This is a genomic window from Arthrobacter sp. 01T425 (assembly GCF_056398725.1).
Genome location: NZ_JBFTPY010000001.1, coordinates 214,624 through 240,076 on the forward strand (window position 1 = coordinate 214,624; position 25,453 = coordinate 240,076).

Here is a 25,453-nt window from a genome sequence, read left to right on the forward strand (position 1 = left end):
CTGGCGGGATTACGTCCGCGTCGGCGTCGCCGGTGTCCCGGGCCGTCGGGGTGGGCGGAGGGAGGGGGCGGGTCGTGGCGCGGTCCTGCCGCGAAACCGATCACCGGGAAAAGGGTGCTGACTGCTTTTCCTGCTTGGCCAACTGCACATTTACCATTCACGGCGCGGCTCCTCAACCTCAGGCCATAGCGCCCCCCAGCCGATAAGAGCCATAATGATCTTCGGGCACACAGGCGTCAATAGGGATACAGGTGACCGCCATGAAGGCAACCGCAGGGGACCGCATCATCATCCGGGGGACGACGGTCGAGTCCACGGACCGGCACGGTCTGATCCTTGAAGTGAAGGGTGCCGACGGTGCGCCGCCGTACCTGGTCCGGTTCGACGACGGCCACGAAACGATCATGTTTCCCGGTGGGGATTTCGCCGTCGAAAAGGCCGCGGGCGGGCCCTAGGTCCGTTAGCGCGCCCTAGAAACTCGACGAGCTCCCGGACCCGGAAAAGCTTCCGCCGCTGGACCCGTACCCGGTGGTGGTGCCGCCGCCGCGCGCGCTGCTGACGCTGCTGATGCCGCTGCTGAAGCCGGTGTTGAAGCTCGGGACCGAGAAGAAGTAGTAGGACGGGTACACCGTTCCGAGGATGCTTGGCTCGTACGTGCGGCCGTATTTTGCCTTCGTTCCCGCCTGCGCGCTGTCCATTTCCTCGCGCATGAGCCCGGCTTCCTTCTCATTGCGGGCAAAGGCCTGGATCAGGGTGTCGGCGTGATTTTTCAACAGCTCCGAGAGGTGGGTCCGGGCGTCACGCAACCTGTCCAGCGCCGTTTCCGGTGTGATGGAGCCGTCCGCCAGTTCCGTCGACCAGCGCTCCATGTCGCGCCGGCTTTCATCGCGGAAGGACCGCAGTGCCAGCGCCGTCCCCGAGGTTCCCTCGGCCCGGCGCTGGCTGAGCAGGTCTTCCACGCCGTCCAGATCGTTGCGGAACGGCGCGAGCTGGCGGTCCCAGGCGGCAGGCCAGGACGAGCCCCGGTTGAGCAGGGCATTGGTATCGGCGATCACGTCGTCCAGGGCGTCGAGTTCGGCCGCGGCGTCGGCGTAACTCCGGACCAGTTTGAGGTTGGGCCGGCGGCTCAGGTCCCTGCTGCTGAGGGCGTGTACCTGGGTGGAAAGTTCGGTGGCCGTACCGTAGCGGTTCACGAACGTGCGGTGTTTTTCCAGCACCGTGCTCCCGTACCGGGAGGACTCGGGAATGGTGCTGGCGTTGAGCTCGGTCACCTGCAGGTCCATGCTGACATTGGCGTAGCTGGTGTCGCCCCGGGCCAGTTCCTTCCGGCTGGACACCCGGGTCCGCCACCGCACGATCAGCCAGGCCGCGGCTCCGCAGACCGCGGCGACCACCGCCGCCCAGGCTGTGACGAGGAAGGCTGTGGAACGGTACCACGGCTGATTGATGAGTTCGGCGCCGCGGCGGATCCCGGCAATGGTGCCCTCGGTCCACTGCGCATCGCGAAGCAGCTCTTTGGCGGCGTTCTGGATGTCCTCGCGCTGTTCGGGCGAGACCTTCCGGTCCTCACCCATGTACGTCCCCACATGCCGGCCCACCGGATCCAGGGCGAAGATGAACAGTCCGTCTGCCCACTTCTGCCCGTCGGCACTGATCCATTCGGGATGTTCGGTGCGGGCGAACCGCAGGACTTCTTCGTTCAGATTGTCGGCGGCAGTGCCGTTATAGGTGTAGACCGCAACTTTGGTGGGCTCATAAAAGTCGGTGGCCTGAACCGCCGGCAACAGCGTCCGCTGGTCCAACACCCCGGCGCGGTCTTCAATGACGACGGCGGTCGGCGTCGTGGCGAGCGCGGCCGGGGCCCCGACGAGAAGGCCGGCCATCAGCACAACAGCAGCGGCGAGGGCTTTGCGCATGATTCCCATTTTCCGAGCGTAGTGGCTGGCTTTGGCTGCGTCGACGCGGACGCCGCGGAAAGGGGACGAAAGACATCGTGACCGTGCGCTGGACGGCGTCCATACTTGCGCCATGAGGCCGCCGCCTGAAGGACTGCCGGAGGAACCCCGCCCGGAGGATCCCGGCCCGGAGGATCCCGGCCCGGAAAAGCCGGGGGAGGCGGGGGAGCCGCGCCGCACCAGGGCTGACCGGACCCTGCTGGCCATCATGGCCGCGATCGCGGTGATCGTGATCATCGCGCTGGCAGTGGTCTTCACCCGCGGGGAGCCCGCGCCCCTGGCCGAGTCAACGCCCGCCGGCGTCGCGCAGCGCTACGCCGCCGCCGTCATTGCCGGGGATGAGGCGGCCGCCTCCGCCTACCTGACGCCGGCCGCCCGGAGCAAGTGCACAACCGGGTCACGCCCCTCGGCCCGGAACCTGCGAGTCACGCTCGTGTCCACCACCGAGCGGCCGGAATCCGCGGACGTGAGGGTGCTCATCACTGTGTCCGAGCCGGGCGGTCCCTTCGGCAGCGCCGAATACCAGGTGGAGGACGCGTTTGACCTCGTTCGGGCGGGCAACGGCTGGCTGATCGACACCGTGCCCTGGCCCCTGGCAGTGTGCACCGGCGAGGCGAAGCAATGAGCGCCCAAGGGACAGTGCGCCGGCTCATCACCTACGCGCTGCTGTTCGCACTGGTGGTGACCACCGCCGTCGGGCTCAGCGGACTGCTGGGCCGCCTGCTGGTGGCGGGGACAGAGCTGGCCCCGGACGACGTCGCCGGGCTCGCGCGCTCGCTGGCGTTCGCCCTGATTGGCGGCCCGCTCGCGGCCCTCTTGTGGTGGGCGGTTTGGCGGCGGCTCGAGGACCCGGAGGAGCGGTCCGCCATCGGCTGGGGTCTCTACCTGGCAGGCGCCTACCTGCTCGCCCTGCTCATCGCGGCCACTAACGTGCTGAACACTCTGTCCTCGCTGATCGGCGGGCAGGGCCTTCAGTGGCGGCTGTCCCTGGCCACCGGTCTGGTGTGGGCTGCGGTCTGGGCCTGGCACCGGTGGATGTGGCGTGACCCCCGGAAGAATCCGACAGTCCTCTCCGGTGTCCCTACGGTGCTCGGCTCGGTGCTGGGGCTCGTGCTGGGCGTGGGCGGCGCCGTCGCAGCCATATCCACCTTGCTGGATGCCGCCCTGCGGGGAGCCGCGACGGAGGTGTCGGTGGGCAAACCGTGGTGGGTGTCGGCGCTGCAATCCCTGGTCTGGGCCGTCGGCGGAACCATTATCTGGTGGTGGCATTGGAATCACGACGGCGGCCGGAGGCTGCGGACCGGGCTGGCCGACGTCGCGCTCATCACGGTCGGGGTGCTTGGCGCGGGCGTTCTGACCTTGGGCGGAGCCGGCGTGGCGCTCTTCGTGGTGCTTCGCCTGTTGTTTGACCGTTCCGAACCGCTGGAGCTCCTGCTGGAGCCCCTCGCGCCGGCTGTGTCCGCGGCCGCCATCGGCTGCCTCGTCTGGGTCTACCACCGCAATGTCGCGCGCGGGCGCTCAGAGGCCACGCTTCAGGGCGGCAGGCTGGTGACCTCCGGCGTCGCCCTGGTCGCCGCAGCGTCCGGGATCGGCGTGATCGTCAACTCGGTCCTCGCCATGACGGCGACGCCGCTGGCCGGCGCCGGGGCGCGGACGCTGCTGCTTGCGGGAATCAGCTCGCTCCTGGTTGGCGGCCCGGTCTGGTGGCTTGCGTGGCGGCGCGTGGAGCAGGCGGCGGAGGCCGGCGCCGGCCTGAACGCGCGCCGGATCTACCTGGTGGCCGTGTTCGGCCTGAGCGCCGTGGTGGCGGTGGTCACGCTGCTGGTGATCGGGTTCCGGATGTTCGAGTTCGTCCTGGGCGAGGTCAGCGGGGGAAGCCTCGTGGACCGGATCCGCGCACCCCTGGGGCTCCTGGTCGCCACGGGACTCGTGTTCGGGTACCACTTTGCCGTGTGGCGGCAGGACCGTGCCGTGCTCGCCGCGGCCGGTCCGGTCCGTCCGCGAACCATCGGCCACGTGTTCCTCGTGGCGGGATCCGACCCCGCACCGCTGCGGCGCGTCATCGGTGAGGTCACCGGGGCCGGCGTCACGGTCTGGAAACGGGCCGACGGCGGTGCCGGCGCTTCCGGCACTGCCGATGCTGGCCGCGTTGCCGGTGGGGACGTCGCGGGCGATGTCGGGGCCCAGGAGAAGCGGTTGGCGGCCGCACTGGAGGGTGTGGCGGCGCCCCGGGTTCTGGTCGTTGCAGATCAGCACGGGGGAATTGACGTCATCCCGCTGCAGGGCTGACCGGCCTGTCCTGAGCCTGGTCGCGCCGGGCAACCGAAGGACTCTGGTCAGACGGTTGCGGCGGCGCTAATCTGATCCGTGCCGGCTCCCCGGCCGGCCACAACAACGGAGAAATCAGGGATGCAGCATGGCTGGCAAGTATGAGGTCTACAAAGACAAGTCCGGCGGATTCCGGTTCCGGCTTAAGGCCTCCAACGGCGAGGTGATCGCCTCCTCGGAGAGCTACAAGACCAAGGCGAGTGCCATGGGCGGGGTCGAGTCCGTCAAGAAGAACGCGGCCTCGCCGGTGGTCGATCTGACGGAGGCAGCCGCTGAGAAGGGGTGAACCCGCAGGGCACGCGCCCGGTTGGGCCGGTCACCGCCTAGGATTGCCGCATGTCTACTTATGAAGTTACCCGCAGCGCAGTCATTCCAGCCCCGGCGCAGGACATCTTTCCGCTGGTCAACAGCTTCCACGAATGGACCAAATGGTCTCCTTGGGAGGCCGTTGATCCGGCCATGGAACGGAGCTACTCCGGCAGCGAATCCGGCGTCGGTGCCAAGTACACCTGGAGCGGAAACCGCAAGGCCGGCTCCGGCACCATGGAAATCGTGGACACGGCCGAGCCGCGCAACATCAAGATCCGTCTGGAATTCACCAAGCCCTTCAAAGCGGTCAACCCCACCTCCTTCACGTTCACGCCCTCCGGTGACGGCACACAGGTCACCTGGACGATGACCGGGGAGAACAAAGGCATCGGCAAAGTGTTCGCCCTGTTCATGAACATGGACAAGATGGTCGGCGCCGACTTCGAAAAGGGCTTGGCCTCGCTGGCCGGCGCCGTGAAACAGCGACAGGCCTGAGTCGGGATGCCGCCGGGCCGCCCCGGCGGCCCGGCATTCCCGGCACGTTGGCCGGTGGAATGCTGCCGTTCAGGCCTGCCCGGCGCTCCGGACCAGTTCCGGGTGATGAATCCGGGCGACCTCGGGGTGGGCCCGCAGCCAGCCTTTGAGCACGTTTGCGCCGTAGGACGCGAGCATCGGATTGTCCGGATCATCGGTGACCCCCCTGGACCGGGCCGCGAGTGCGGGAGGCAGGGGCACTGGCTCAATGACGGCATCGAGCCGGGGCGAGAAGAAGAAGGGGACTGTGTAGCGGTCGACGCCGGCCGGGGGCGCCTCGACGCGGTGGATGGTGGCGGCCAGGTAACCCTGGGTCGCGACTTCGAGCATTTCGCCCAGGTTGATGACCAGGGCCCCCGGAATTGGTTCGACCGGAATCCAGCTGTTCGTGCCCGGCGGGAGTACCTGCAGGCCGCCGACCTGGTCTTGGAGCAACAAGGTGACAAAGCCGTAGTCCGCGTGCGCGCCGACACCCTGCGGACCGGCATCAGCGACGACGCCGCCGACGTAGTGGACCAACTTGGCCATCCAGGCCGGTGAGTCCCGGAAGGGTTCATCGAAGTATCCTTCGGGCAGTTCCAGCGACACGGCGATGGCGCTGAGCAATTCGGCCCCGACGCCGGACATCCGTTCCGCCCAGGCCATGCACACGGTGCGCAGCTCGGGCAGCGCCCGGTCCGGCAGCAGGTTCGGCCCTTGGACCAGCCAGTACGGCTGATCCGGCGGGTAGTCCTCCACGGCGGGACGCTCCGGTCCAATATCCAGCTGCTCCCGCGCGTCCGGCCGCCCCTGGGTGATTTCGTGGCCCAGCCGCGTGTAACCGCGGAAATGCGGCGAGAGCCGGTTGTCCAGTTCCAGCCGTGATGCAAGCGGAAGCTCGAAGAAGCGCCGCGTGACGTCGAAGAGCTCATCCACCTCGGCGGCCGAGGCCCCGTAACCGGTCAGCTGGAAGAAGCCCACCCGGTGCGTGGCGTCGCGCAGTGCATCAATAAACGCCGGGTCAAACCTGCCGTCGCGCCCCCTGGCGGTACTCAGGTCCAGGAGCGGAATGGAATCCGATGGTGCGCCCATGAGTGCAAAGTACCACCACAGCATTCACTACTGAACTCATTCCCAGCAACTGTGCAGGGTCCTCGCGGGTTTTCTTGACCGCGGTGTGAAAGAGTGCAGACACTGAAGCCGCCAAATCCACGCTGACAGGTCAATCAGAAAGCCGGAATCCATGAGCCGGACTGCCACGAAAAATCATCGACGAATCGCCGCGCGGCTGCTTGTTGCAGCAGTCCTGGTGGCGTCGGCAGCGGCGTGCGAGCCGGGGCCGCCGGGCGCCAGCCCGGGTCCCACTGCCGGGGGCACCCCCACCCCGGGGGCAGCGTCGAAGCCCGGGCACGTGTTCGTCATCAATCTCGAGAACAAGGGCTACAACAAGGTGTGGGGCGCAGGCTCGGAGGCCCCCTACCTGTCGCAGACGCTCCGCAGCCAGGGCGTCCTGCTTTCCAAGTACTACGGGATCGCCCACAATTCGAACCCGAACTACCTGGCCCAGATCTCCGGCCAGCCGTCCAATGCCATGACGAGGGAGGACTGCCCCACCTACGCCGCGTTTGAGCTGACGGGGACGGGCGCGCTCGGCCTGGCGGAGGGCGCCGGCTGCGTCTATCCGGCCTCGGTCCCCACGGTCGCCGGGCAGCTCAGTGCCGCAGGCAAGACCTGGAAGGGTTACATGGAAGACATGGGCACGCCGTGCCGTCATCCCGAACTCGGCGGGCAGGACACCAGCCAGGGCGCCAAGGTGGGTGACCAGTACGCAACGCGGCACAACCCGTTCGTGTATTTCCAGGCCATCACCTCGTCACCGGACTGCCAGAGCAACGTGGTGGACTTCAGCGAACTCCGCGGCGACCTCCGGTCCGTAGCCACCACCCCCAACCTGTCCTACATTTCGCCCAATCTTTGCAATGACGGCCACGACAACCCCTGCGTCGACGGCAGCGCAGGCGGACTGGCCGCCGCCGACACTTGGCTGAGCCAGCAGGTTCCGGCCATCCTGGATTCCCCGGCCTTCCGGCAGGACGGGATGCTGGTGATCACCTTCGACGAGTCCGAGGGCAAGACAGTTGGGCCCTCAGGGCTGCTGCCCGGAGGGACGGCCGGCGGCAGGATTGGTGCGCTGGTCCTCTCGCCGCTCACCAAGGGCGGCACGACGTCGGACCGGCCCTACAACCACTTCAGCCTCCTGGCCAGCATCGAAGACGCCTTCTCGCTCCCGCGCCTCGGGTACGCCGGGGCGCCGGGACTGGACAGTTTCGGCGGAGACGTATTTAACGCCGGGTCCTAGCGCGCGTCACCGCTCCTAGCGGCAGCGCCGGCGGTCAGCACCGATCCGGCAGGACCGGCCGCTAAGGCTCCGCGGGTCCTGAACCGTTGGGGGGCGCCTCCTGGCCGTATTCGGCCGTGATCAGGATGGGAAGGTGGTCCGACGCGCCTCGGGCCAGGGTTTCCACGCTTTCGATCTCCAGCCCCTGGGAAGTGGCAAAATCGAAATGGCCCTTGAAGACCTTGTACCGGGTGTAGGTCCGTCGGTCACTCATCGTGAGGTCGTAGCCGGCGTCCTTCATCTGCGCTGTCAGGGACTTGGTGAAGAACGGATAGTTGAAGTCGCCCACCATCAGGGACATCAGCCCACCGCCCATGCTGAGCAGCTCGGCGTGGGCGGCATGGATCTGGTTCCGGCGCAGTGAGTTCGATGCCGTCAGCGGTGCCGCGTGGAAGGACGCGATGACGAGTTCGTGGTCGGTCTCGTTGTCGGTCACACGCGTACCGATGAGCCGCTCGTGCGCGGGGGAGAGGACACGGTCGTGCATGGACTTCTTAAGGGCGAAGGTCTTGGTCTCGTAGGCCGTGAAACGGCTCATGCGGTAATAGATCGCCAGGCCCAGCCGGTTGCCCTTGGTGGAATCGGCCAAGTGCAGATCCCCGATGGTCTCCGGCAGATCGTCCGTATCGCACTCCTGGAGGCACAAAGCATCAATCTCGAAATCACGTGCCAGATCGACCAGCTCGCCGCTGGCCGCGTGCTTGCGGAGGTTGTAGCTGATGACTCTAAGCAGGGGGAGCACCTCTTCGGTGAATAGTCGTTAAAACCTCACCCGAGTCTACCCAGTCCGAGCGGATCGGTTGGGAACAAGCGCAACGCGCGTCCGGGGTCCGCGCCGGATCGGAGCCGGAAACACAGCGGCCGGGAACACTGAAAGCGCAGCAGGATAGTGTGTTCTGGAATCACCAGCCATGCGAAAGGGCGGACGTTGACAGCTGCACTACCGGAACTTGCCGAGGGCGATTTCTACTACGAGGTCCTGGGGGACGGGCGGTTCCGCTCCACCATCCACGCCCAAGGCGCCTGGAACGAACACGAGCAGCACATGGCCCCCGCGTCCGGCATCATGGCCGACCGCCTGGCCCGGCATGAGCCCCGCGAAGACATGCGCATGGCGCGGCTCAGCTACGAAATCCTCGGGCTGATCCCCGGCGGTGAGTTCGAGATCGTGACCTCCACCCTGCGCCCGGGACGGACCATCGAACTGGTGCAGGCCGAGCTCGTTTCCGGCGGGCGCACGGCCATTCGCGCCACGGCCTGGCGGATGATCACCTCTGACACGTCCGCCATCGCGGCCTTCGAGGATCCCAGGATTCCGGCGCCGGAGGACTGCGAGCCGTACGACGCCGCGGCCGTCTGGCCCGGCGGCTACATCGCCTCACTGCACATGCGGATCGCCGAGGGCCACCGGGCGGGCTCGGGAACCGTCTGGCTCCGCACCGACTACCCGCTGACAGACCGGGCGGACAGCGGCGACCTCGCCCGGCTGGTCGGCCTCGTGGACACGGCGAACGGCATTGCCGCCCGGGTCCCGCCGGGCAAGGGCAGCTACGCCTTCCCCAACCTGGACCTGCAGATCCACATGTACCGGCAGCCGGAGGGGGAGTGGCTGGGGCTGGACAACGAAGTCACGTTCGGTACGGACGGGATCGGGCTCACCTCCACGGTGCTGCATGACCTCACAGGCCCGTTCGGACGCGCGGAACAGATCCTGACGCTGCGCAGGTCCTAGTTCGAGTGGAAGACGAGCCAGCCGGCCAACGTGGCCAGCGCCGTCAACACGGCACCCCAAAGGATGTCCACGACGATCAGCTGCCACGGCCACGTCTTGAGCGTGGCGGCATTTGTCAGATCGTAGGTGGCGTAGCCAAACACGCCCAGCGCGGCACCGTAGCCCACAGCGCTGAGCCAGCTGCCGCCGTCGAGCGCTGGCGTCAGGGCAAAGAACACGATCCCGGCAATGTAGATCACGTAGAACACCACCGCGTAACCTAGATTGGGCTTGTCGGCCATCAGGTCACCGATCTGGCGGCGGTAGAACGGGTTCATCGTCTTGAGCCAGATGGCGTCGATGATGGCGAATGCGGCGGCTACGACGAGGAATTGCAGAATGACCATAAGGGAGCATAACAACATGCCGCAGGCGCCAGCCGGGTCCCGGACACTGACGGTGGTGCGGCAGCAGGAATCACTTGGCGCCGCGGCCGACCTCGACTTCGCGCTCGGGCTCCTCCAGAAGGTCAAAACCGGCTCGCTGGGTCCCACCTTGCGGCTGTACCGGCCGGTTCCCACGGTCGCCTTCGGCCAGCGCGACACGCACCTGCCAGGCTTCGAGGCCGCTGCCAACGCCTGCCGGCAGCTGGGCTTCGAGCCGCTGGTCCGCAAGGCCGGAGGCCGCGCGGCGGCGTACCACGAGCGAACCCTCGTCATCGACCACCTGGAACCCGATGCGGACGCGATTGCCGGGGCCAAGGGGAGGTTTTCGCGTTTCGGCGAACTGCTCGCCGGGGCACTGCGCGACGCCGGGGTGGATGCCGGCGTCGGTGAGATCCCGGGGGAGTACTGCCCCGGGGAGTTCAGCGTGCACGGCAGCGACCCGGAGGTCCCCGAGTACCGGATCAAGCTGGTCGGCACCGCCCAGCGGGTGGTCGCCGGCGGCTGGCTCTTCAGCTCCGTGATCGTGGTGGCGGACTCCGCCCCGATCCGCGCGGTCCTGGAGGCCAGCTACGCCGCCCTCGGCCTCGAATGGGACCCCGCGACGGCGGGCGCGGCCGATGACCTGGTGCCGGGCCTGGACGTCGATGCGGTCGAGGCCGCGGTGATCGCCGCCTACGGACGCTACGCCCCGCTCAGCCACGCGGAGTTCTCGAGCCTTCTCTGAGCCTCATCTAGCGGTGACCCCGCCGGGCGGCGTCCCTCCGCCGGCGCAAGGACGCTGCCCAGGTTGCGGTACTTCGCCAGGCGCCGGGGGAGCAGTTCGTCGACTCCTGCCTTGGAGAGCGTGGCGAGTTCGTATTCAATGGCGCGGCCGAGGCGACTGCAGAAGGCCAGGGCCTCGTCGGCGGCGTTGGGGCGTTCGTCCACGATGTGTTCCACAAGTCCGTTGGCGTGCAGCGACGCGACGTTGACGCCCTGGGCCTCGGACATGGCCGCGGCGAAGCCGGTGCTCCGATGGACGATCGCGCTCGCGCCTTCCGGCGGCAACGGGGACAGCCAGGCGTGCTGCGCGGCGATGGTGCGGTCCGCGGGCAGGAGGGCCAGTGCCCCGCCTCCGGCCCCCTGGCCGAGCAGCACGGACACCGTGGGTGCATTAATCCCGATGAGGTCGTGCAGGGAGCGGGCGATCTCGCCGGCCAGGCCGCCTTCCTCGGCTTCCTGGGACAGGGCGGCGCCGGCGGTGTCGATGATGGTGACCAGCGGCAGCCCGAGCTCCTCGGCTAGGCGCATGCCGCGCCGGGCCTCCCGGAGGGACGCCGGCCCCATCGCCGTCTGTCCCATGCCCGTCGGCCGCGTGGCCCGGGGCCGGGTGTGGCCGATCACGACGCAGGATTCCCGGCCGAAACTGGCCAGGGCCAGCTGGAGGCCGGGGTCCTTTTCGCCCTGGCCGGTGCCGTTGAGCGGAAGCACGTCCCGGGCCCCGTGCGCCAGCAGCTGCCGGACATCCGGCCGGCGGGGGTCGCGGGAAATACCGATCGACTCCCAGGCGCCGGCGCCGGACGGCTTCACGGACAGTGTGGCGGGCGCGGCGACCGGCGGGCGGCGGCCGGTGACCAGGATGCCCAACGCGCGGTCGACGACGTCGGACAGCTGCCAGGGCGGGACCACCGCGTCAATCAGCCCTTTGTCGAAGAGGTTCTCCGCCGTCTGGACGTTCTCCGGGAACGGGGTGGCGTGGAGGGCCTCGTAGACCCGGGGTCCGAGGAAGCCGAGCAGGGCGCCGGGCTCGGCGGCGGTGATATGGCCGAGGGACCCCCATGAGGCCATGACGCCTCCCGTAGTGGGATGACGCAGGTAGACCAGATAGGGCAGCCCGGCCTTGCGGTGGGTGCGGACGGCGGCGCTGATCTTGACCATGGAGAGGAACGCGACGGTCCCTTCCTGCATGCGGGTCCCGCCCGACGCCGGACCGGCCAGGAGGGGCAGGCCCTCGCGGGTGGCCCGTTCGACGGCGGTGACGATCCGTTCCGCGGCGGCCTGGCCGATGGAGCCGGCGAGGAACCGGAACTCGCTGACGATCACGGCCACCCGGCGGCCGCGGATCAGGCCTTCGCCGGTAAGGACGGATTCGTCCACGCCGGTCCTGGCCCGGGCGGCGGCCAGTTCCTGCCGGTACTCGGGGCCGGGATCGGGGTCCAGCACGGGCGCGTCCCAGCTGCGGTAGGACCCGGGATCGAGGACCGCGGTGATGAGTTCGGTGGCGTCCAGGTGCCGGACCTTCTGCCGGGTCAGCATGCCCGGGGGCCTTCCTGGCCGGTGACTGTGGCCGCGCCCGCTGGGGTGCCGGGTGTCAGCCCCAGCCACCGCCGGATCTGCTCCCCGTCCTGGTCCAGCAGCGGCGGCGCGGTGTGGGATTTCAACGTGGTTTCGGTGGTGCCGGCGGCGCTGAAGAACCGCAGCGGCGGGCCGGGCAGGCTCACGGTGCCGAGGATTTTGTGCTCGACGTCGACCACCAGACCCTGCGAGTGGACCTGTTCCCATTCGTAGACTTCGTCCAGGGTTCTGACCTTGCCGGCCGGAATGCCGGCGTCGTTGAGTTTGGTGAGCAGCGGCTCCGCCTCGAAATCGGAGAACACCCGCTCCACTTCTTCGATGACTTTCTCGCGGTTGCGCACGCGGTCCGCATTGGTGGCGAACTCCGGCCGCGCGGCGTCGATCCCGAACGTCGAGGCGAACGTTTTCCAGAGCTTTTCGCTTCCCACGCTGATCTGCACCCTGCCCTGCCGGCAGTGGAACAGTCCGTAGGGGGCAATGGACGGGTGCTGGTTGCCCTGGGCCTTCGGCACTTCGCCCGCAACCGTGGCCCGGGTGCCCTGGAAGGCATGGACCCCGATCAGGGCCGCGAGCAATGAGGTGCGGACGATCTGGCCCTGGCCGGTCCGCTCACGCTGGAGCAGCGCCGCGAGGGTCCCGAACGCCCCGTACATGCCGGAGAGGAGGTCGGCGATGGGAACCCCGACCCGCTGCGGATCGTCCGGCCCGGATCCGGTCAGGGACATCAGCCCGGCCTCGCCCTGGAGGATCTGGTCGTAGCCGCTGCGCTGGGATTCGGGCCCGTCGTGCCCGAATCCTGTGATGGAGAGGACCACCAGCGCCGGATTCAGGGCGTGCATCTGCGCGGCGGAGAATCCGAGCCGGTCCAGGACGCCGGGACGGAAGTTCTCGATGACCACGTCGGCGCGTTCCAGCAGCTCACGCAGCACTGCCCGCCCGTCGTCGCTCTTCAAGTCCAGGGCAATCGATTCCTTGTTGCGGTTGCAGGAGAGGAAATACGTGGCCTGCGGATCATCCTCGGGGCCCACGAACGGCGGTCCCCAGCCGCGGGTGTCGTCGCCGGTACCGGGGTTCTCCACCTTGATCACCCGCGCGCCGAGGTCAGCCAGCATCATCCCGGCATGCGGGCCGGCGAGCGCGCGGCTCAGGTCCACTACGAGATAGCCGGTGAGGGGGCCTTCGGCGTCGGGCATGGGTTCGGTGCTCATGGACGTGTTCCTTCTTTGGTCGGTCGTGGCGGGCGCGCGGTGGGCTTGCGCGGTTGGTTGATTTGTCGGCTGCATCCAGCGGTCACATCCAGCCCGGGACTACCATGACCAGCCAGGCGACGGCCGGTCCGACGGCGACGACGATGCCGCTGTAGGCCAGGATCTGCTTGTAGAACCTGTCCTTGTCCACGTCCTCGGGCGCGTTGGCCAGGACCAGGGCGCCGTTGGTGGAGAACGGGGACACATCCACGATCGTGGAGGCCACGGCCAGGGCGGCGATCACGCCTACGGCGCCGACCTCGCCGGTGGCCAGGAACGGCACCGCCAGGGGAATGAGGGCCGCGAGGATGGCAGTGGAGGAGGCGAAGGCCGAGACGATTGCACCGATGTAGCAGATCAGCAGCGCGGCGAGCAGGGGCATGCCGAGATCCGCCACTCCGCCGGACACGAATGCGATGGTGCCGGCTTCTTCGAGGACGCCCACGAACGTGAGCATGCCGCAGATGAGCAGGACCGTGGACCAGCTGATCTTGTTGACGGCGCCCTTCTGCGCGGCGGGAGACACGAGGGCGAGGACGATCGCGATGGTGATTGAAACAAAGCCGACGTCCACCTTGAATCCGAGCGAGATGACGGCCAGGGCGATCAGGCCAAGGATGGTGATGAGCTGGGGCATGGATGCACGGGCGCCGCCGGCCGGAGGTGCGACGGCCGGGGCGGGACCGGCAGCCGAGGATGTGCCGGAGCCTGAGGTGCCCTTGGCCGAGACGCCGGCGGCGGAGATGTCGGATCCGGACCCCTGCAGCGTGACGCCGGCCGCGCGCGCACCCACGCTGACGGACAGGCGCTTTTCTGCGGCCTGTTCCACCAGCCGCCCGCCCGGGGTGGACAGCAGTTTGCCGCCGCCGAGGACGACAAACAGCACCAGCGCGATGGCCAGGTTGAAGAGGAAACTCGCCAGGAAAATCGCCATCGGGTTGGCGTCCAGCTCCGTCCTGGCAATGATGCTGTTGACGGTGACGCCATAAACGGCGATGGGGGAGAAGCCGCCGGCCTGCGCGCCGTGGATCACCATCATGCCCATCATGAGCGGATTGATTTTGTGTTTGGCGGCGAAGCTGAGGGCGATCGGCGCGATGATGGCCACGGCGGCCGGGGAGAGGGCGCCGACGGCGGTAATCACCGCGGTGATGGCGAACATGACCCACGGGATCAGGGCAACCTTGCTGCCGACCAGCCGAACGGCGCCCCGGACCAGCAGGTCGATGGTGCCGTTGTTTTGCGCGATGGCGAACAGGTAGGTAACCCCGACGATGGTCAGGAACAGGCCGCCGGGGAAGTTGGCAAGGATCTCGTTGGTGGACATCCCCAGCACGACGGAGCCCAGCAGGAAGGCGCCGACGAAGGCCAAGGCACCCATGTTGAGCGGCAGCACCGTGGCCAGAAGGAACATCACCGCCAGGATGATGATGGACAGGACGGGAGCGGACATCGTTGTTCCTCCGGATCGAAGTGGTTCGTGACTGGCTTAGTGGCCTAGCCTCCTAGACACTAGGTGTCTTTGTCAATAGTTCTCCGGTAGTCTTAGGGGTCAGGACAGGCTGGAAGGACGCGCATGGCAAAGCAGGCGGCAACGCATCAGATTTCCCGCGTTTCGCGGCCCCGGCTTTACGAGCAGCTGGTGGAGCAGATCATGGACTTCATCGAGACCGCCGAGCTGGGCCCCGGGGACACGTTGCCGGCCGAGCGGGAACTTGCCGAGCGGTTGGGGGTTTCCCGTGCCACCCTGGCGCAGGCCCTGGTGGCCCTCGAGGTGCTTGGCGTGATCGACGTCCAGCACGGCACCGGAGCGGTGCTGGTCTACCGGCCGAACGTTCCCTCCGTGATCAAAGGCCTCCGCGAACACCGGAGCCGTCTGCCCGAGATCGTTGAGGCGCGGAGCACGCTGGAGGTCAAGCTGGCCGAACTGGCCGCGGCCCGCCGCACGGAGCAGGACATGGACGCGATCGATCACGCCCTCGAAGCCATGGCGTTAGAGGTCGCCTCGGGAGACCGCGGCGCACGCGGCGACGAGCTGTTCCACCAGGCCGTCACCGCCGCGGCCCACTCGGCAGTCCTCGCCCAGCTCATGACCTTCATTGCCGGCATGGTCCTGGAAACGCGCCTCGAATCGCTCGCACAGCCCGGCCGGCCGGAGCAGTCGCTCGCCTCCCACCGCAAGATCGCCGACGCGATCAGGTCCCGGGACTCGGCGGCCGCCGCGGCGGCGATGCTGGAGCACATTGATCTTGTCTCCGACGTTGCCCTCCTGAAGAACAGCTAGACCGGAATGAACGTGAACCTTTCCTTCGATCCGCCGTGTGGCCCGATCACCGGATGGCGCGACGGCGCCGTCGTGCGTGCCGCCGGCATTCCCTACGCCACCGCGGAACGCTTTCAGCCGCCCGCGCCGGCACCCGACTGGGCCGAGACGCTCGAGGCGACATCCCTGTCTCCGGCGTGCCCGCAGGCGCCGGTGCCCTTCCTGGATGACGTGCTCGGCACCCGCTACGGCGAACTTCCGGGCAGCGAGGATTGCCAGCGCCTGACCATCACCCTGCCTGCCGATCTCCACGACGGTGAACGGCTGCCGGTAATGGTGTGGCTGCACGGCGGGTCCTACACGTCCGGTTCCGGGGATCTGGCGATCTTCGACCCCGCAGCGCTGGTTGCCGAAACCCGGGTGATCGTCGTTTCGGTGACCTACCGGCTGGGCCTCTTCGGATATTTGTCCACCAGCACCGGCCGTCCCGCCAATCTGGGCCTGCTCGACCAGATCGAGGCGTTCCGGTGGGTGCAGCGCAACATCGCATCCTTCGGCGGCGATCCTGGCCGCGTCACCGCGTTCGGGCAATCCGCAGGGGGCGACGCCGTCGCGCACCTCATGGCGACCCCTGACGCGGCGTCGCTCTTCCAGCGCGCCATCATTCAAAGTGCGCCGCTGGGCATTACCCGGGGGCGGGAAAGGATGACCGCCGCCATGGGGGTGGCCGCGGAGGCGGTTACCGCCGCGACTCCGGCGATGGACGTCGTCGCTATTGAAGAGGACGTGGCGCGGGCGGCGAGGAAGTTCGGTCTGATGGCTGCCATGCCGTTCGGGATCCAGTACGGGCATTCACCCCTGCCCGAGGAATCCGGGCTTGACCGGGCCTGGAATGCCGCTGCCCCGGCGATCGACATCCTGATCGGCTACACGGCGGAGGAAGCCCGGCTGTTTCTGCCGCGAAGCCCGCGCCTGGGCCGGCTGGCGAGGATTCCCGTGGTCGGCAGCGCAGTGCTCAAGGCAGTCACCTGGGTGGTTACGGAATTGGTGTACGGCAAAGCGGCCAGGCAGTTTGCCAGGCGGCATGTACGTGCGGGCGGCCGGGCCCACAGCTACGTGCTGTCCTGGCGCGCACCTGGAAATCTCTATGGCGCCGCGCACACAGTCGACCTGCCCCTGCTCTTCGGCCACCAGCGCACGTGGGAAGGTGCCGGACTCCTGGCGGGGGCGACGTGGGACGAGATCAATGCCCATGGCCGGGCGATGCGGGCGCTGTGGGCACAGTTCGCCTACGGGGAAGGCCTCGGGTCCCGGGGAGAGATTCCCGGCTCGCTTCGGTACCGCTCGGTCTGAACTCCCGAGGCCTTGCCCGGCGTGCGCTTCACCCCCGCTGGATCAGGACCGCAGCGATCACCCAGAGGAGCGCCGCGCCGCCCGTGGCGAGAACCGGGCGGTTCCACGTCGTGGTCACTGTTCCGCCGGAGGAGTGGAGTCCAGCGGCGCGGGCGTCGTGCCACGCCTGGGCGATCCTGTCACGGCCGGTGACTACCTCCGGCTGCCGGATGCGCTCATTGCCGGGGAGCATGCTGTGTGGCCGGCTCTTCAGATCGCTGACATGCTGAAAGCCGGAGTCGAACGAGCCCGGCGGGGTCGGAGCGCCCCAGCTGACGTACTTCTTGCCCGCGGCCCTGACGGTGACGGCATAGCGGACCTCGACGTCCTCAACCGTATCGAACGGTATCCGGTGGTCGCGCAGTCCGTTGATCAACACAAACCCGCCGCTCTCAACCCGGAGGCACGGGCGCCACTGGACTGCATAGACGAACCAGGACACCAGAACCAGCCAGGGTGCGGCGTCCATCGCGGCACTGGGTTCTCCGCTGGCCGCCAGCCAGTACAGTGTGCCGGCAGCACCGGCCCATACGGTTGCGGCAACGGGCCGGCCCGACGCCGAACGGTGCGTCCGGGCTCGCCGCGCGGACCGCTGAGTGGATGCTGGGCAGTCCGTCCGCGGCAGGTGCACGTTCTCTTTTGACGCTTTCAATGGTCCCCCTCCATCGCCCGGGCCGTCGCCGGGTTGAGAGCAATGTATCGCACGCCGTGTCCGGATCGGTGGTCAAGGGTGAAGCCCGGATACTCGGGAAAGTCGCCCACACGATCGGGGGTGAAGCCGAGTGCCCCGTAAAAGCCGATGGCGGAGGGACTTGCCTGCCAGTCCAGGATCATTGGCTGTGGCCTGGCCCGTGACCAATCGAAGATGAAGTTCATAAGGGCCCGGCCGGTGCCGGCCAGACGCGTGTCGGGGTCTACAAAGACGTCATGGACCCGGCCCGTCGTGAAGTCAGCCCGCAGGCCCGGCCCGAAATCCTGAGCGAGGCCGTAGCCGAGCAGCCTGGTGCGTGCCGGAGCCACAGGGAGGCACCATGAGGCGTCGGCAAGGAACCGGGCGAAACGGCTATGGAAAACCTCGGGCGGAACCTCCTGTGCGGCTGGAGTGAAGGCGATGGACAACCGGCGCACCTCCGCCGCGTCTTCCGGCCTCGCTGCGCGCACCACGAGCTCTTTCGGCGTCACGTGGGCACTTTCCCTTGAATCATCGCCGACATTCGATCAATCCTGTGGACGGAATAGTTGATGCCGCGTTTGCGGCTCAGCGCAGCATAGATGCTGCAGCGACTATTGACATAGTCAATTTCAGCTGCGGTGACCCGGCCGAAATACGGGAGTGCTTACTCAGTGAGCTCGGCCAGAACTTCGGCCGCGTCCGTATTGCCGGCGGATGCCAGACGCCGAAGCTCGTCCAGATCTTCCTTCTCAGCGGCGAGTTCAACCAGCTGATCCTCAGCGTCGCGGCTGCCGCCGTCGGCAAGTTGGCGCAGCTCCTCGAAATCTTCCCGCTCCGCGGCCAGCTCGATGAGCTCGCCGATGGCGTCGTTGTCACCGCGGGCAGCCCGCTCACGGAGAATGGAAAGTTCAGATTCTGACATGGCGTGGACCTTTCCAGAAAACGGTTCTGCTGGACTCTACTGGGCCGGAGGGATTTGACCTCGCCGCGATCGGGGGAGAGGCCTACAGGGTGTGAGTGCAGGCTACCGCGCCAAAGGAATCGGCCGAAAGCCTCTGTTCCTGTTTCCAACCGGTCGCTGGGTGGGATAACACCTGTTTCCTTGTTAGAAGATGCCGTCCGGAAGCCGCAGCTTTGAAACGAATAGACTGCCAGGATGCTGACCGGACAAGCAAAAAATCTGGTGATCAATCCGGCGACAGCCGCTGATGCGGATCACTTCGCAGCCGACGCGCCATGGGCCAGAGCCGATGAATGGCGTCCCGGGGGATCATCGCTGGTGGCAAAGTTCGGTGCAGAGCCAGTGGGGATCGCTGTCTCAGCCACCAACCGCGTCCATCCAACACGGGACACGGTCAACGTTTTCGTGCGTGAGCAATTCCGGCGGCAGGGTATCGGTTCGGCACTGGTGAAATCTATTCAAGGGCGTCGTTGGATGCCACTGTCGGTCAAAGCCCATCCGGGCACGGTTGCGCACGAGTTTTACAGATCGCTGGGAGCTGTGCGCTATCAAATGTGTCCGCCCGAGCAGATCGATACCGCGAGTATTGAAGTGCTCCGATGGGCAAACGAAAACCGCTGTGGCGGCATCCTCACAGGAGATCGAATAGCTCTGGATCAACTGAATGAAGCATGGACGGAAATGTATGAAATCGTGCACGCGCCATGGTCACCTACTGGGTCGCGCGCGACACTCCTCGCTGAATTCCGCCCCATGATCCAGAAAGAACTGGACCGGTCCCGAAGCGTATTCGTCGTCAGGAATGACCGGATTGCTGCGGCGTGCTTTGTCTTCGGCACTGACCGGGATCCGGAAGTGGAGGCAATATGCGAATCCCTGGACCAGGCCAACCGCTTGGCGCGTCTCGACGTCGCCGCCTGCATGGCAGAAGTTCTGGTGAGCGCCGGCGGTACCCCAGTCCTGTTTGACGGACACATCACCGACCCACACTTCTTTCCGATTCTCCAACTAATTCCGGGTGTTTCGGGCCGGGCTCTGGAACTCCTCGAAATTCCAAGGAATCGGGTCTCGCCGCAGGAGTCGTTCGTGCTGTGATGTCTGCGTGGCTCCTCGCCGCAGCCAGCGTCCTCGTCATCGGCTACCTTGCCCGCCGCCTCGCGCGCGCCGCCCGGCACCGGTGACCGCAGTTGATAGATTCTGGACCATGACCACTCCGGACATCAGTGTCAGGGCAGCAACCGTGCACGACGCCGCACGGCTGGCCGAGATCCACATCGCGGCCTGGCGGGCCACTTACCGCGGCGTCATGACCGATGAGTACCTGGACGGTCTCGACGTCGACCGCGCGGCATCCGCCTGGCGCCGAAACATCCTTGAACCCAGGCAAGGGACCATTCACCTCGTCGTCCAAAGCGCCGATGCGGTTGCCGGGTTCGCCATCCTCGGCCCTGCTGCCGGCGACCCGGACCCGGGAACCGGTCAGCTCCACGCGATCAACGTGCATCCGGACTGCTGGGCGCAGGGCGTAGGTTCCGTCCTGTTCGCGGCCGCGGAACAACAGCTGATCGAACTCGGCTATGACCGGGCATTTCTCTGGGTTGAGAAAGGCAACGATCGGGCTATCAGCTTCTACACCAACCGCCGTTGGCTCGACGACGGAGGGACCCTGGAAGATACGAGATTCGATCCGGCTGTGGCCGAGAAGCGCCACAGCCGGGTCCTCCCGCCCGGAACGGTCCCGTCTGCCACGCAGTGAGCTCTTCGGCTCCCGGGCGGCTGCCCGCAGCGGTGACTGCCGCCATCATGCGAAGAGACCTTCGCCGATGAAGCCTCCCGCCCGGATGCCCGGCGGAACCGCGAACAGGCCCGAGCCGGTGTGCTTGAGGTATTCCAGGGCCAGTGTGTCCTCCTTCGCCATGGCCAGCTGCATGGGCACATAGTGGGTCCTGGGGTCCGTGACGAACGCGATGAAGAACAGTCCGGCGTCGAGGTGCCCCAGGCCGTCCGAGCCGTCGGTGTAGTTGTAGCCGCGCCGGAGCATCTTGACGCCGTCGTTCTGGCTCGAGTGCGCGAGCCTGACGTGGGCGTCCAGCGGGATCAGTGGTTCCCCGCCGCGCCCCTGGAGCTCGAAGTCGGGGACGGTGAATTCCTCGCCGCCGGAGAGCGGGGCCCCGGCGCCCTTGGTGCGCCCGATCAGCGCTTCCTGTTCCCGCAGCGACGTGCGGTCCCAGATTTCGATGTGCATCCGGATCCGGCGCGCCACGAGGTACGTGCCGCCGGCCATCCAGCCCTCTTCCGGGCGCGTTCCCTGGCCTGCCCACACGTGCTCCCCAAGCAGGGCGGTGTCCTCGGCTTTGAGGTTGTTGGTGCCGTCCTTGAAGCCGAAGAGGTTCCGCGGGGTGGCCTGTGACCTCGACGTGGAGGACGTCCGCCCGAAGCCGAGTTGGGACCAGCGGACGCGCGACTGCCCGAAGCCGATGCGGGCAAGGTTGCGGATCGCGTGGACGGCCACCTGGGGGTCGTTGGCGCAGGCCTGCACCACGATGTCGCCGCCGGTGCGTCCCGGCTGGAGGTCGTCGCCTGGGAAGTGCGGCAGGTCGATCAGTGCGTCCGGGCGGCGCCCCTCGAGTCCGAAGCGGGCCTTGCCGTCCTTCTCGAACAGGCCGGGGCCGAACCCGAAGGTGAGGGTGAGTCTGCCGGCGCCGAGGTCCAGGGCCTCACCCGTGTCCTCGGGCGGGGCGTCGTAGGGGCCATCGACGGCCCCGCTGCTGCCCGTGCTGCGCCCCTCGGTCATCGCCACGGCGGCGGCCGTCCAGTTTTTCAGAAGCCGGATGAGCTCTGCACGGTCCTCCGTGACGAGGTCGAAGGCTGCAATGTGAAGGCGGTCCTGGGCCGGCGTGACGATGCCGGCCTGCCGGTCACCGTGGAAGGCGATGATGTCGCCGGGCTCTGCCACGGGGGCGGCCGCGGCCTCGACGGCGTCGTGACTGAGGAAGCCAACCGCCAGGCCGGCGACGGCGCCCGCGCCGCCGGCTCCTGCCAGGGACAGGAGCCCGCGGCGGGACAGCCGGCCCTTTCCCGAACCGGGGGCTGCGGGCGGCGCGGGCATGGCGGCGGCTCCCGGTGGCTTGGCTGGTTCCGGTGCGCTAGCTGATTCGGGGGCGCCGCCGTCGGGGGTCTGGCGGGGGCTGCCGCCGAAGGGGCAGCCGGTCACGGGGCTATTGCCGAAGCGAGCTTGGCCAGGGGCTCGCCCAGGGCATCAACCAGGGAGGCGAGTTGCTGCACCTGGGCCTGGCTGAGGTCGTTGTAGTAGACGAAGCCTGCGCCGGTGGAATGCTGCTTGAGCCCGGCCTGCAAGGCGGCGAACTTGGCCTCGAGCGCTTCGGCCAGGGCCGGGTCCTTCTGCTGCAGCGCAGGCAACAGGCTCTCGAAGGCGGTCCGGGCTCCGTCAACGTTGGCCTGGAAGTCCCAGAGATCGGTGTGGGACCAGATTTCTTCCTCCCCGGTAACTTTGCCGGTGGCCACCTCGTCCAGGAGTTCCTTGGCGCCGTTGCCGATCTTGTCCGCGGAGAGTTCCACGGTGCGGGTCCGCTGGGCCAGGTCCTCGGTGTCGGCAACAAGCTGCGTGGCGATGGCGGCACGCTCCGCCGGTGCGAGGGGAGTGTAGCCGGCCGGCGGGAACAAGTCCTTCTCGGCCCGGTGCCAGCCGGTCCATTCCTGGCCGGGTGCGAGGTCGGCTTCACGGGCATCGAGCTTGGGGTCCAGGTCCCCGAACGACTCGGCGACCGGCTCGATACGCTCCCAGTGCATGCGCGTGGCGGCATAGAGTCCGCGGGCCTTCGTCGCATCCCCGGCGGCGTAAGCCGCCGCGAATGACCTCGTGCCGGTAACCAGCTGATCGGTCTGATCCACGACGAAAGCGGAGTATTGCCGGGTGCCGGTGTCCAACAGGCCCTGAAGATGGGCGTCGACGCCGGTACTGCTCGTGACCTGGATGGGTCCGGCGGCGCCCGGGTCCTTTGGGTTGCCCATACAGCCGGCCAGGGCCAACGGAACTGCGGTTGCCGCGGCCAACAGGGCAAGCGTCTTCCGGAACCGGGGGGCATTTTTGGGCAGGGGGATGCTGGGCATGGTGTTTCCTTGGATCGGTGGGGTGGAGCAGTGCGGTGCGGTGCGGTGCGGTGCGGGGGAGTGGAGGCAGGGGTACGGGACCGAGTGGGCTTCCCCGGCAACATTGCCGATGCAATCCCGACTTAGGTACACCTAAGTAAGGAGGATACCGATTCGCGGCGATTACGCAAACCTTTCGTACCCTAATTTGGATTAGGTAAGCCTAATCTAATAACATCGTCCGGGTGACCACGCAGCTTGACTTCATGCGGGTGCCCTTTGCCGCCGATCTTGCGAGCTACGGGGACAGCCCAGCCATCCTTACCGACACCCTGGCAATGACGTACCGGGAGCTGGCGGAGCGGGTCGATGCCTTCGCCCTCCGGCTTGGCACCACACGGCGCCTCGTGGCGCTCGCCGCAGCCAACGACCTCGACTCTCTGGTGGTCTATCTGGCGGCCCTGGCCGGCGGCCACCCGCTGATCCTCCTGCCGGAGGACAAGCCGGCCGCCCTGGAATCCCTCGTCGCGGCCTACGACCCCGACGTCGTTGTCCAACCCGGCAACGGGCAGCTCCTGCTGGACGAACGCCGGACCGGCACCCGCCACGAGCTTCACCCGGACCTCGCGCTCCTGCTCAGCACCTCCGGATCCACCGGCTCGCCCAAGCTCGTGCGGCTCTCGCATGCGAACCTGCAGTCCAACGCCGAGTCGATTTCCGAGTACCTGAACATCGGGCCCGACGACCGCGCGGCCACGACGCTGCCCATGTCCTACTGCTATGGGCTGTCCGTGATCAACAGCCACCTGCTCCGCGGCGCCGGACTGGTCCTGACTGATCTTTCCGTGGTCGATCCGTGCTTCTGGGACCTCTTCCGAGGCCGCGGGGCGACGTCTTTCGCGGCCGTTCCGTACACCTTTGAACTGCTGGAACGGACCGGGTTTGCGGACATGGATCTGCCCGGCCTGCGCTGCGTCACCCAGGCCGGGGGCCGGCTGGCGCCGGATTCGGTGCGGAACTACGCCGAACTGGGCCGCCGAAATGGCTGGGAATTTTTCGTGATGTACGGCCAGACCGAGGCGACGGCCCGGATGGCATACCTGCCTCCGGAGCTGGCGGCCGACGTTCCGGGCGCGGTGGGCGTCCCGGTGCCCGGCGGCTCGTTCCGGATCGACCCCGTGCCGGGGCTGGAACACGGCGAACTTGTCTACAGCGGCGCCAACGTCATGCTTGGCTACGCCGAATGCCCGGCGGACCTTGCCGCGGGCCGGACCGTTGCGGAGCTCCGCACCGGCGACCTCGCCAGGCTGCACCCGGCGGGCGTCTACGAAGTAGTGGGCCGGCGCAGCCGGTTCGTCAAGATCGTGGGGCTGCGCGTGGATCTGGGACAGGTGGAGCAGCTCCTGGCGGATCTCGGTGTGCGGGCTGCCAGCGCCGGGACGGACGACGGCGTCGTCGTCGCTGTTGAAGGCGACCACGACGCGCACCTGCTGGGCAAGGTCCTCGCCCAGGGCATGGGGCTGCCGCGAGCCACCCTTGAGGTGCACGCCGTCGAACATCTCCCGCGCCTGGCAACGGGCAAGCTCGACTACCCGGGCGTCCTTGCCCTGCGCGGGCCGAAACCAGGGCAAGCACCCGCCCCTGCAGCGGAAACCGGCGCGCCGGACAACAATGCTCCGGACAGCGTCCGGAAGATTTTCCAGGACGTCCTGGAGTGCGCCGACATCGCGCCCAGCGACACGTTCGTGTCCCTGGGCGGGGACTCACTGTCCTACGTGGCCGCGTCGGTGCGGCTGGAACAGGCGTTGGGCCATCTCCCGCCGGACTGGCACGTGACGCCGGTCCGGGATCTGGAGCCCCGGCCGCGCTCTGCACCGGGCCGGACGCGTCGTCGCTTCTTTGCGCCGGTGGAAACGAGCATCGTGCTGCGGGCCGTCGGGATCGTCCTGATCGTCAGCACGCACGTTGGGCTGTTCAGCTGGCAGGGTGCGGCCCACGTGCTCATGGCGGTGGCAGGCTACAACTTCGCACGCTTCCAGCTCTCCGGGAAGCGGATCCCGCGGCTGCGGAGGCAGCTGTCCAGCGTGGCAAGAATAATCGTGCCGAGCATGGCGTTCATCGCGGTGGCGTACCTGATCACCGACAACTACTCACCCGCCAATATCGTGCTGCTCAATGCCGTCCTCGGGCCGGAGGGGGTGAGCACCCAGTGGCATTTCTGGTTCATCGAAGTTCTTGTTTACCTGCTTGTGGGGTCCGTGGCTCTGCTTGCCGTTCCGTGGGCGGACCGCGCCGAGCGGCGCTTCCCACTGCTCTTTCCGCTGGCGCTGACCGGCGTGGGGCTCCTGACCCGGTATGAGCTGGTCAACCCGGGAGTGCCGCACACGGCGCCTGCGCTGTGGCTCTTCGCGCTGGGTTGGGCTATCGCACGGTCCCGGACCATCGCCCAGCGTTGCCTGGTCTCTGTCGTTGCAGCAGTGACCGTTCCGGGATTCTTCGAGAATCCGGGCCGGGAGGCCACGCTGCTCGCCGGGATCCTGTTTCTCATCTGGCTGCCCAGCATTCCGGTGCCGCAGGTCCTCCGCCGCCTCATGGTGGTACTCGCCAGCGCCTCCCTCTACGCGTACCTTCTCCACTGGGTGGTCTATCCGCCGCTGGCCGGGATCAGCCCCGCCCTGGCCGTGGCAGGCTCGCTGGCCGCGGGGGTAGCCTACTGGGCGCTCTGCCTGCGCTTGATGGGGGCGGTCAACCGCCGGCGGGCAGGCGCAGGCAACGATCCGGGCACGAATTCAGCACAACAGTAGGCGCCGACT

The 25,453-nt window shown here is 67.6% G+C and carries 25 protein-coding genes; 13 read left to right on the forward strand and 12 right to left on the reverse strand.

Translation table 11 applies throughout. From position 1 onward, the window contains the following. Window positions 1-260 precede the first annotated feature (260 nt). A complete protein-coding gene (locus AC1DNG_RS01050; RefSeq protein WP_476850038.1) occupies window positions 261-455 on the forward strand; it encodes a DUF1918 domain-containing protein in 195 nt (64 codons plus the stop codon). A 15-nt stretch (window positions 456-470) separates the two neighbouring features. On the opposite strand, the gene AC1DNG_RS01055 is transcribed toward AC1DNG_RS01050, so the two are convergent. After that, window positions 471-1,925 carry a DUF5129 domain-containing protein gene (locus AC1DNG_RS01055; protein WP_476886430.1) on the reverse strand — a complete coding sequence of 485 codons (1,455 nt, stop codon included), beginning with the start codon at window positions 1,923-1,925 and terminating at the stop codon, window positions 471-473. A 103-nt stretch (window positions 1,926-2,028) separates the two neighbouring features. Here AC1DNG_RS01055 and AC1DNG_RS01060 point away from each other — a divergent pair, with 103 nt between their 5' ends. The 4 genes from AC1DNG_RS01060 to AC1DNG_RS01075 all read left to right on the forward strand — a co-directional run bounded on the left by AC1DNG_RS01060 (window position 2,029) and on the right by AC1DNG_RS01075 (window position 5,087). Beyond that, on the forward strand, window positions 2,029-2,580 hold the full coding sequence (locus tag AC1DNG_RS01060) for an LpqB family beta-propeller domain-containing protein (RefSeq protein WP_476858382.1): 552 nt from the start codon (window positions 2,029-2,031) through the stop codon (window positions 2,578-2,580). Then, the gene (locus tag AC1DNG_RS01065; protein ID WP_476886431.1) at window positions 2,577-4,244 is read left to right on the forward strand and encodes a DUF5671 domain-containing protein; all 1,668 of its coding nucleotides are present in this window, start codon (window positions 2,577-2,579) and stop codon (window positions 4,242-4,244) included. Before AC1DNG_RS01060 ends, AC1DNG_RS01065 begins: the two co-directional genes overlap by 4 nt. 127 nt (window positions 4,245-4,371) lie before the next feature. Continuing rightward, window positions 4,372-4,569, forward strand: a complete 198-nt coding sequence (locus AC1DNG_RS01070; protein WP_223916785.1) for a YegP family protein — start codon at window positions 4,372-4,374, stop codon at window positions 4,567-4,569. 50 nt (window positions 4,570-4,619) lie between these two features. Next, complete coding sequence (locus AC1DNG_RS01075) at window positions 4,620-5,087, forward strand: SRPBCC family protein (RefSeq protein ID WP_476886432.1); 468 nt, start codon at window positions 4,620-4,622, stop codon at window positions 5,085-5,087. 69 nt (window positions 5,088-5,156) lie between these two features. On the opposite strand, the gene AC1DNG_RS01080 is transcribed toward AC1DNG_RS01075, so the two are convergent. Beyond that, window positions 5,157-6,197, reverse strand: a complete 1,041-nt coding sequence (locus AC1DNG_RS01080; RefSeq protein ID WP_476886433.1) for an isopenicillin N synthase family dioxygenase — start codon at window positions 6,195-6,197, stop codon at window positions 5,157-5,159. 151 nt (window positions 6,198-6,348) lie between these two features. On the opposite strand from AC1DNG_RS01080, the gene AC1DNG_RS01085 reads away from it, so the two are divergent. Beyond that, window positions 6,349-7,464: an alkaline phosphatase family protein gene (locus AC1DNG_RS01085; protein WP_476886434.1), complete on the forward strand. Its 1,116-nt coding sequence runs from the start codon at window positions 6,349-6,351 to the stop codon at window positions 7,462-7,464. Between the two features lie 61 nt (window positions 7,465-7,525). On the opposite strand, the gene AC1DNG_RS01090 is transcribed toward AC1DNG_RS01085, so the two are convergent. Continuing rightward, window positions 7,526-8,236 carry an endonuclease/exonuclease/phosphatase family protein gene (locus AC1DNG_RS01090; protein WP_476850153.1) on the reverse strand — a complete coding sequence of 237 codons (711 nt, stop codon included), beginning with the start codon at window positions 8,234-8,236 and terminating at the stop codon, window positions 7,526-7,528. Window positions 8,237-8,431: 195 nt separating this feature from the next. On the opposite strand from AC1DNG_RS01090, the gene AC1DNG_RS01095 reads away from it, so the two are divergent. Beyond that, the gene (locus tag AC1DNG_RS01095; protein ID WP_230010034.1) at window positions 8,432-9,235 is read left to right on the forward strand and encodes a thioesterase family protein; all 804 of its coding nucleotides are present in this window, start codon (window positions 8,432-8,434) and stop codon (window positions 9,233-9,235) included. Here AC1DNG_RS01095 and AC1DNG_RS01100 read toward each other — a convergent pair. Further along, window positions 9,232-9,621: a DUF2177 family protein gene (locus AC1DNG_RS01100; RefSeq protein ID WP_223916770.1), complete on the reverse strand. Its 390-nt coding sequence runs from the start codon at window positions 9,619-9,621 to the stop codon at window positions 9,232-9,234. The genes AC1DNG_RS01095 and AC1DNG_RS01100 overlap by 4 nt on opposite strands. Window positions 9,622-9,637: 16 nt before the next feature. Here AC1DNG_RS01100 and AC1DNG_RS01105 point away from each other — a divergent pair, with 16 nt between their 5' ends. Then, window positions 9,638-10,384, forward strand: a complete 747-nt coding sequence (locus tag AC1DNG_RS01105) for a lipoate--protein ligase family protein (RefSeq protein ID WP_476886435.1) — start codon at window positions 9,638-9,640, stop codon at window positions 10,382-10,384. Here AC1DNG_RS01105 and AC1DNG_RS01110 read toward each other — a convergent pair. From AC1DNG_RS01110 to AC1DNG_RS01120, 3 genes are all read right to left on the reverse strand, one after another. Beyond that, complete coding sequence (locus tag AC1DNG_RS01110) at window positions 10,342-11,955, reverse strand: carboxyl transferase domain-containing protein (RefSeq protein ID WP_476886436.1); 1,614 nt, start codon at window positions 11,953-11,955, stop codon at window positions 10,342-10,344. The two genes, AC1DNG_RS01105 and AC1DNG_RS01110, sit on opposite strands and share 43 nt — an antisense overlap. Beyond that, on the reverse strand, window positions 11,949-13,202 hold the full coding sequence (locus AC1DNG_RS01115; protein ID WP_476850027.1) for a CaiB/BaiF CoA transferase family protein: 1,254 nt from the start codon (window positions 13,200-13,202) through the stop codon (window positions 11,949-11,951). The genes AC1DNG_RS01110 and AC1DNG_RS01115 overlap by 7 nt, the downstream gene beginning before the upstream one ends. 82 nt (window positions 13,203-13,284) lie before the next feature. Continuing rightward, the gene (locus tag AC1DNG_RS01120) at window positions 13,285-14,694 is read right to left on the reverse strand and encodes an SLC13 family permease (RefSeq protein WP_476871628.1); all 1,410 of its coding nucleotides are present in this window, start codon (window positions 14,692-14,694) and stop codon (window positions 13,285-13,287) included. A 123-nt stretch (window positions 14,695-14,817) separates the two neighbouring features. Between AC1DNG_RS01120 and AC1DNG_RS01125 the strand changes: the two genes are divergently transcribed. Next, entirely contained in the window at window positions 14,818-15,525 is a 708-nt protein-coding gene (locus AC1DNG_RS01125) for a FadR/GntR family transcriptional regulator (protein WP_476850025.1), read from the forward strand. Between the two features lie 6 nt (window positions 15,526-15,531). After that, window positions 15,532-16,857 carry a carboxylesterase family protein gene (locus tag AC1DNG_RS01130; RefSeq protein ID WP_476886437.1) on the forward strand — a complete coding sequence of 442 codons (1,326 nt, stop codon included), beginning with the start codon at window positions 15,532-15,534 and terminating at the stop codon, window positions 16,855-16,857. Between the two features lie 28 nt (window positions 16,858-16,885). Here AC1DNG_RS01130 and AC1DNG_RS01135 read toward each other — a convergent pair whose 3' ends face one another. The 3 genes from AC1DNG_RS01135 to AC1DNG_RS01145 all read right to left on the reverse strand — a co-directional run bounded on the left by AC1DNG_RS01135 (window position 16,886) and on the right by AC1DNG_RS01145 (window position 18,491). Next, complete coding sequence (locus AC1DNG_RS01135) at window positions 16,886-17,365, reverse strand: hypothetical protein (RefSeq protein WP_476856829.1); 480 nt, start codon at window positions 17,363-17,365, stop codon at window positions 16,886-16,888. A 179-nt stretch (window positions 17,366-17,544) separates the two neighbouring features. Further along, the gene (locus AC1DNG_RS01140) at window positions 17,545-18,078 is read right to left on the reverse strand and encodes an N-acetyltransferase family protein (RefSeq protein WP_476886438.1); all 534 of its coding nucleotides are present in this window, start codon (window positions 18,076-18,078) and stop codon (window positions 17,545-17,547) included. Window positions 18,079-18,233: 155 nt separating this feature from the next. Further along, window positions 18,234-18,491 carry a hypothetical protein gene (locus tag AC1DNG_RS01145; protein WP_476886439.1) on the reverse strand — a complete coding sequence of 86 codons (258 nt, stop codon included), beginning with the start codon at window positions 18,489-18,491 and terminating at the stop codon, window positions 18,234-18,236. 234 nt (window positions 18,492-18,725) lie between these two features. Between AC1DNG_RS01145 and AC1DNG_RS01150 the strand changes: the two genes are divergently transcribed. Beyond that, on the forward strand, window positions 18,726-19,625 hold the full coding sequence (locus AC1DNG_RS01150; RefSeq protein WP_476886440.1) for a GNAT family N-acetyltransferase: 900 nt from the start codon (window positions 18,726-18,728) through the stop codon (window positions 19,623-19,625). 109 nt (window positions 19,626-19,734) lie between these two features. After that, window positions 19,735-20,286, forward strand: a complete 552-nt coding sequence (locus tag AC1DNG_RS01155; RefSeq protein WP_476850019.1) for an N-acetyltransferase family protein — start codon at window positions 19,735-19,737, stop codon at window positions 20,284-20,286. 45 nt (window positions 20,287-20,331) lie between these two features. Here AC1DNG_RS01155 and efeB read toward each other — a convergent pair whose 3' ends face one another. Then, window positions 20,332-21,744: an iron uptake transporter deferrochelatase/peroxidase subunit gene (efeB, locus tag AC1DNG_RS01160; RefSeq protein WP_476886441.1), complete on the reverse strand. Its 1,413-nt coding sequence runs from the start codon at window positions 21,742-21,744 to the stop codon at window positions 20,332-20,334. Further along, the gene (efeO, locus tag AC1DNG_RS01165) at window positions 21,741-22,661 is read right to left on the reverse strand and encodes an iron uptake system protein EfeO (protein ID WP_476850017.1); all 921 of its coding nucleotides are present in this window, start codon (window positions 22,659-22,661) and stop codon (window positions 21,741-21,743) included. Before efeO ends, efeB begins: the two co-directional genes overlap by 4 nt. 224 nt (window positions 22,662-22,885) lie before the next feature. On the opposite strand from efeO, the gene AC1DNG_RS01170 reads away from it, so the two are divergent. Continuing rightward, the gene (locus AC1DNG_RS01170) at window positions 22,886-25,444 is read left to right on the forward strand and encodes an AMP-binding protein (protein WP_476886442.1); all 2,559 of its coding nucleotides are present in this window, start codon (window positions 22,886-22,888) and stop codon (window positions 25,442-25,444) included. The last annotated feature ends 9 nt before the right edge of the window (window positions 25,445-25,453 follow it).

What these genes read in the sequence shown, in the direction of transcription:
- AC1DNG_RS01085 (WP_476886434.1), top strand. Translation starts at nt 6,349, where the DNA reads ATGAGCCGGACTGCCACGAAAAATCATCGACGAATCGCCGCGCGGCTG.
- AC1DNG_RS01100 (WP_223916770.1), bottom strand. Translation starts at nt 9,621, where the DNA reads ATGGTCATTCTGCAATTCCTCGTCGTAGCCGCCGCATTCGCCATCATC.
- AC1DNG_RS01115 (WP_476850027.1), bottom strand. Translation starts at nt 13,202, where the DNA reads ATGAGCACCGAACCCATGCCCGACGCCGAAGGCCCCCTCACCGGCTAT.
- AC1DNG_RS01070 (WP_223916785.1), top strand. Translation starts at nt 4,372, where the DNA reads ATGGCTGGCAAGTATGAGGTCTACAAAGACAAGTCCGGCGGATTCCGG.
- AC1DNG_RS01055 (WP_476886430.1), bottom strand. Translation starts at nt 1,925, where the DNA reads ATGGGAATCATGCGCAAAGCCCTCGCCGCTGCTGTTGTGCTGATGGCC.
- AC1DNG_RS01150 (WP_476886440.1), top strand. Translation starts at nt 18,726, where the DNA reads ATGCTGACCGGACAAGCAAAAAATCTGGTGATCAATCCGGCGACAGCC.
- efeO (WP_476850017.1), bottom strand. Translation starts at nt 22,661, where the DNA reads ATGCCCAGCATCCCCCTGCCCAAAAATGCCCCCCGGTTCCGGAAGACG.
- AC1DNG_RS01105 (WP_476886435.1), top strand. Translation starts at nt 9,638, where the DNA reads ATGCCGCAGGCGCCAGCCGGGTCCCGGACACTGACGGTGGTGCGGCAG.
- AC1DNG_RS01050 (WP_476850038.1), top strand. Translation starts at nt 261, where the DNA reads ATGAAGGCAACCGCAGGGGACCGCATCATCATCCGGGGGACGACGGTC.
- AC1DNG_RS01110 (WP_476886436.1), bottom strand. Translation starts at nt 11,955, where the DNA reads ATGCTGACCCGGCAGAAGGTCCGGCACCTGGACGCCACCGAACTCATC.
- AC1DNG_RS01130 (WP_476886437.1), top strand. Translation starts at nt 15,532, where the DNA reads ATGAACGTGAACCTTTCCTTCGATCCGCCGTGTGGCCCGATCACCGGA.
- AC1DNG_RS01120 (WP_476871628.1), bottom strand. Translation starts at nt 14,694, where the DNA reads ATGTCCGCTCCCGTCCTGTCCATCATCATCCTGGCGGTGATGTTCCTT.
- AC1DNG_RS01075 (WP_476886432.1), top strand. Translation starts at nt 4,620, where the DNA reads ATGTCTACTTATGAAGTTACCCGCAGCGCAGTCATTCCAGCCCCGGCG.
- AC1DNG_RS01135 (WP_476856829.1), bottom strand. Translation starts at nt 17,365, where the DNA reads ATGGACGCCGCACCCTGGCTGGTTCTGGTGTCCTGGTTCGTCTATGCA.
- AC1DNG_RS01065 (WP_476886431.1), top strand. Translation starts at nt 2,577, where the DNA reads ATGAGCGCCCAAGGGACAGTGCGCCGGCTCATCACCTACGCGCTGCTG.
- AC1DNG_RS01155 (WP_476850019.1), top strand. Translation starts at nt 19,735, where the DNA reads ATGACCACTCCGGACATCAGTGTCAGGGCAGCAACCGTGCACGACGCC.
- AC1DNG_RS01060 (WP_476858382.1), top strand. Translation starts at nt 2,029, where the DNA reads ATGAGGCCGCCGCCTGAAGGACTGCCGGAGGAACCCCGCCCGGAGGAT.
- AC1DNG_RS01080 (WP_476886433.1), bottom strand. Translation starts at nt 6,197, where the DNA reads ATGGGCGCACCATCGGATTCCATTCCGCTCCTGGACCTGAGTACCGCC.
- AC1DNG_RS01145 (WP_476886439.1), bottom strand. Translation starts at nt 18,491, where the DNA reads ATGTCAGAATCTGAACTTTCCATTCTCCGTGAGCGGGCTGCCCGCGGT.
- AC1DNG_RS01125 (WP_476850025.1), top strand. Translation starts at nt 14,818, where the DNA reads ATGGCAAAGCAGGCGGCAACGCATCAGATTTCCCGCGTTTCGCGGCCC.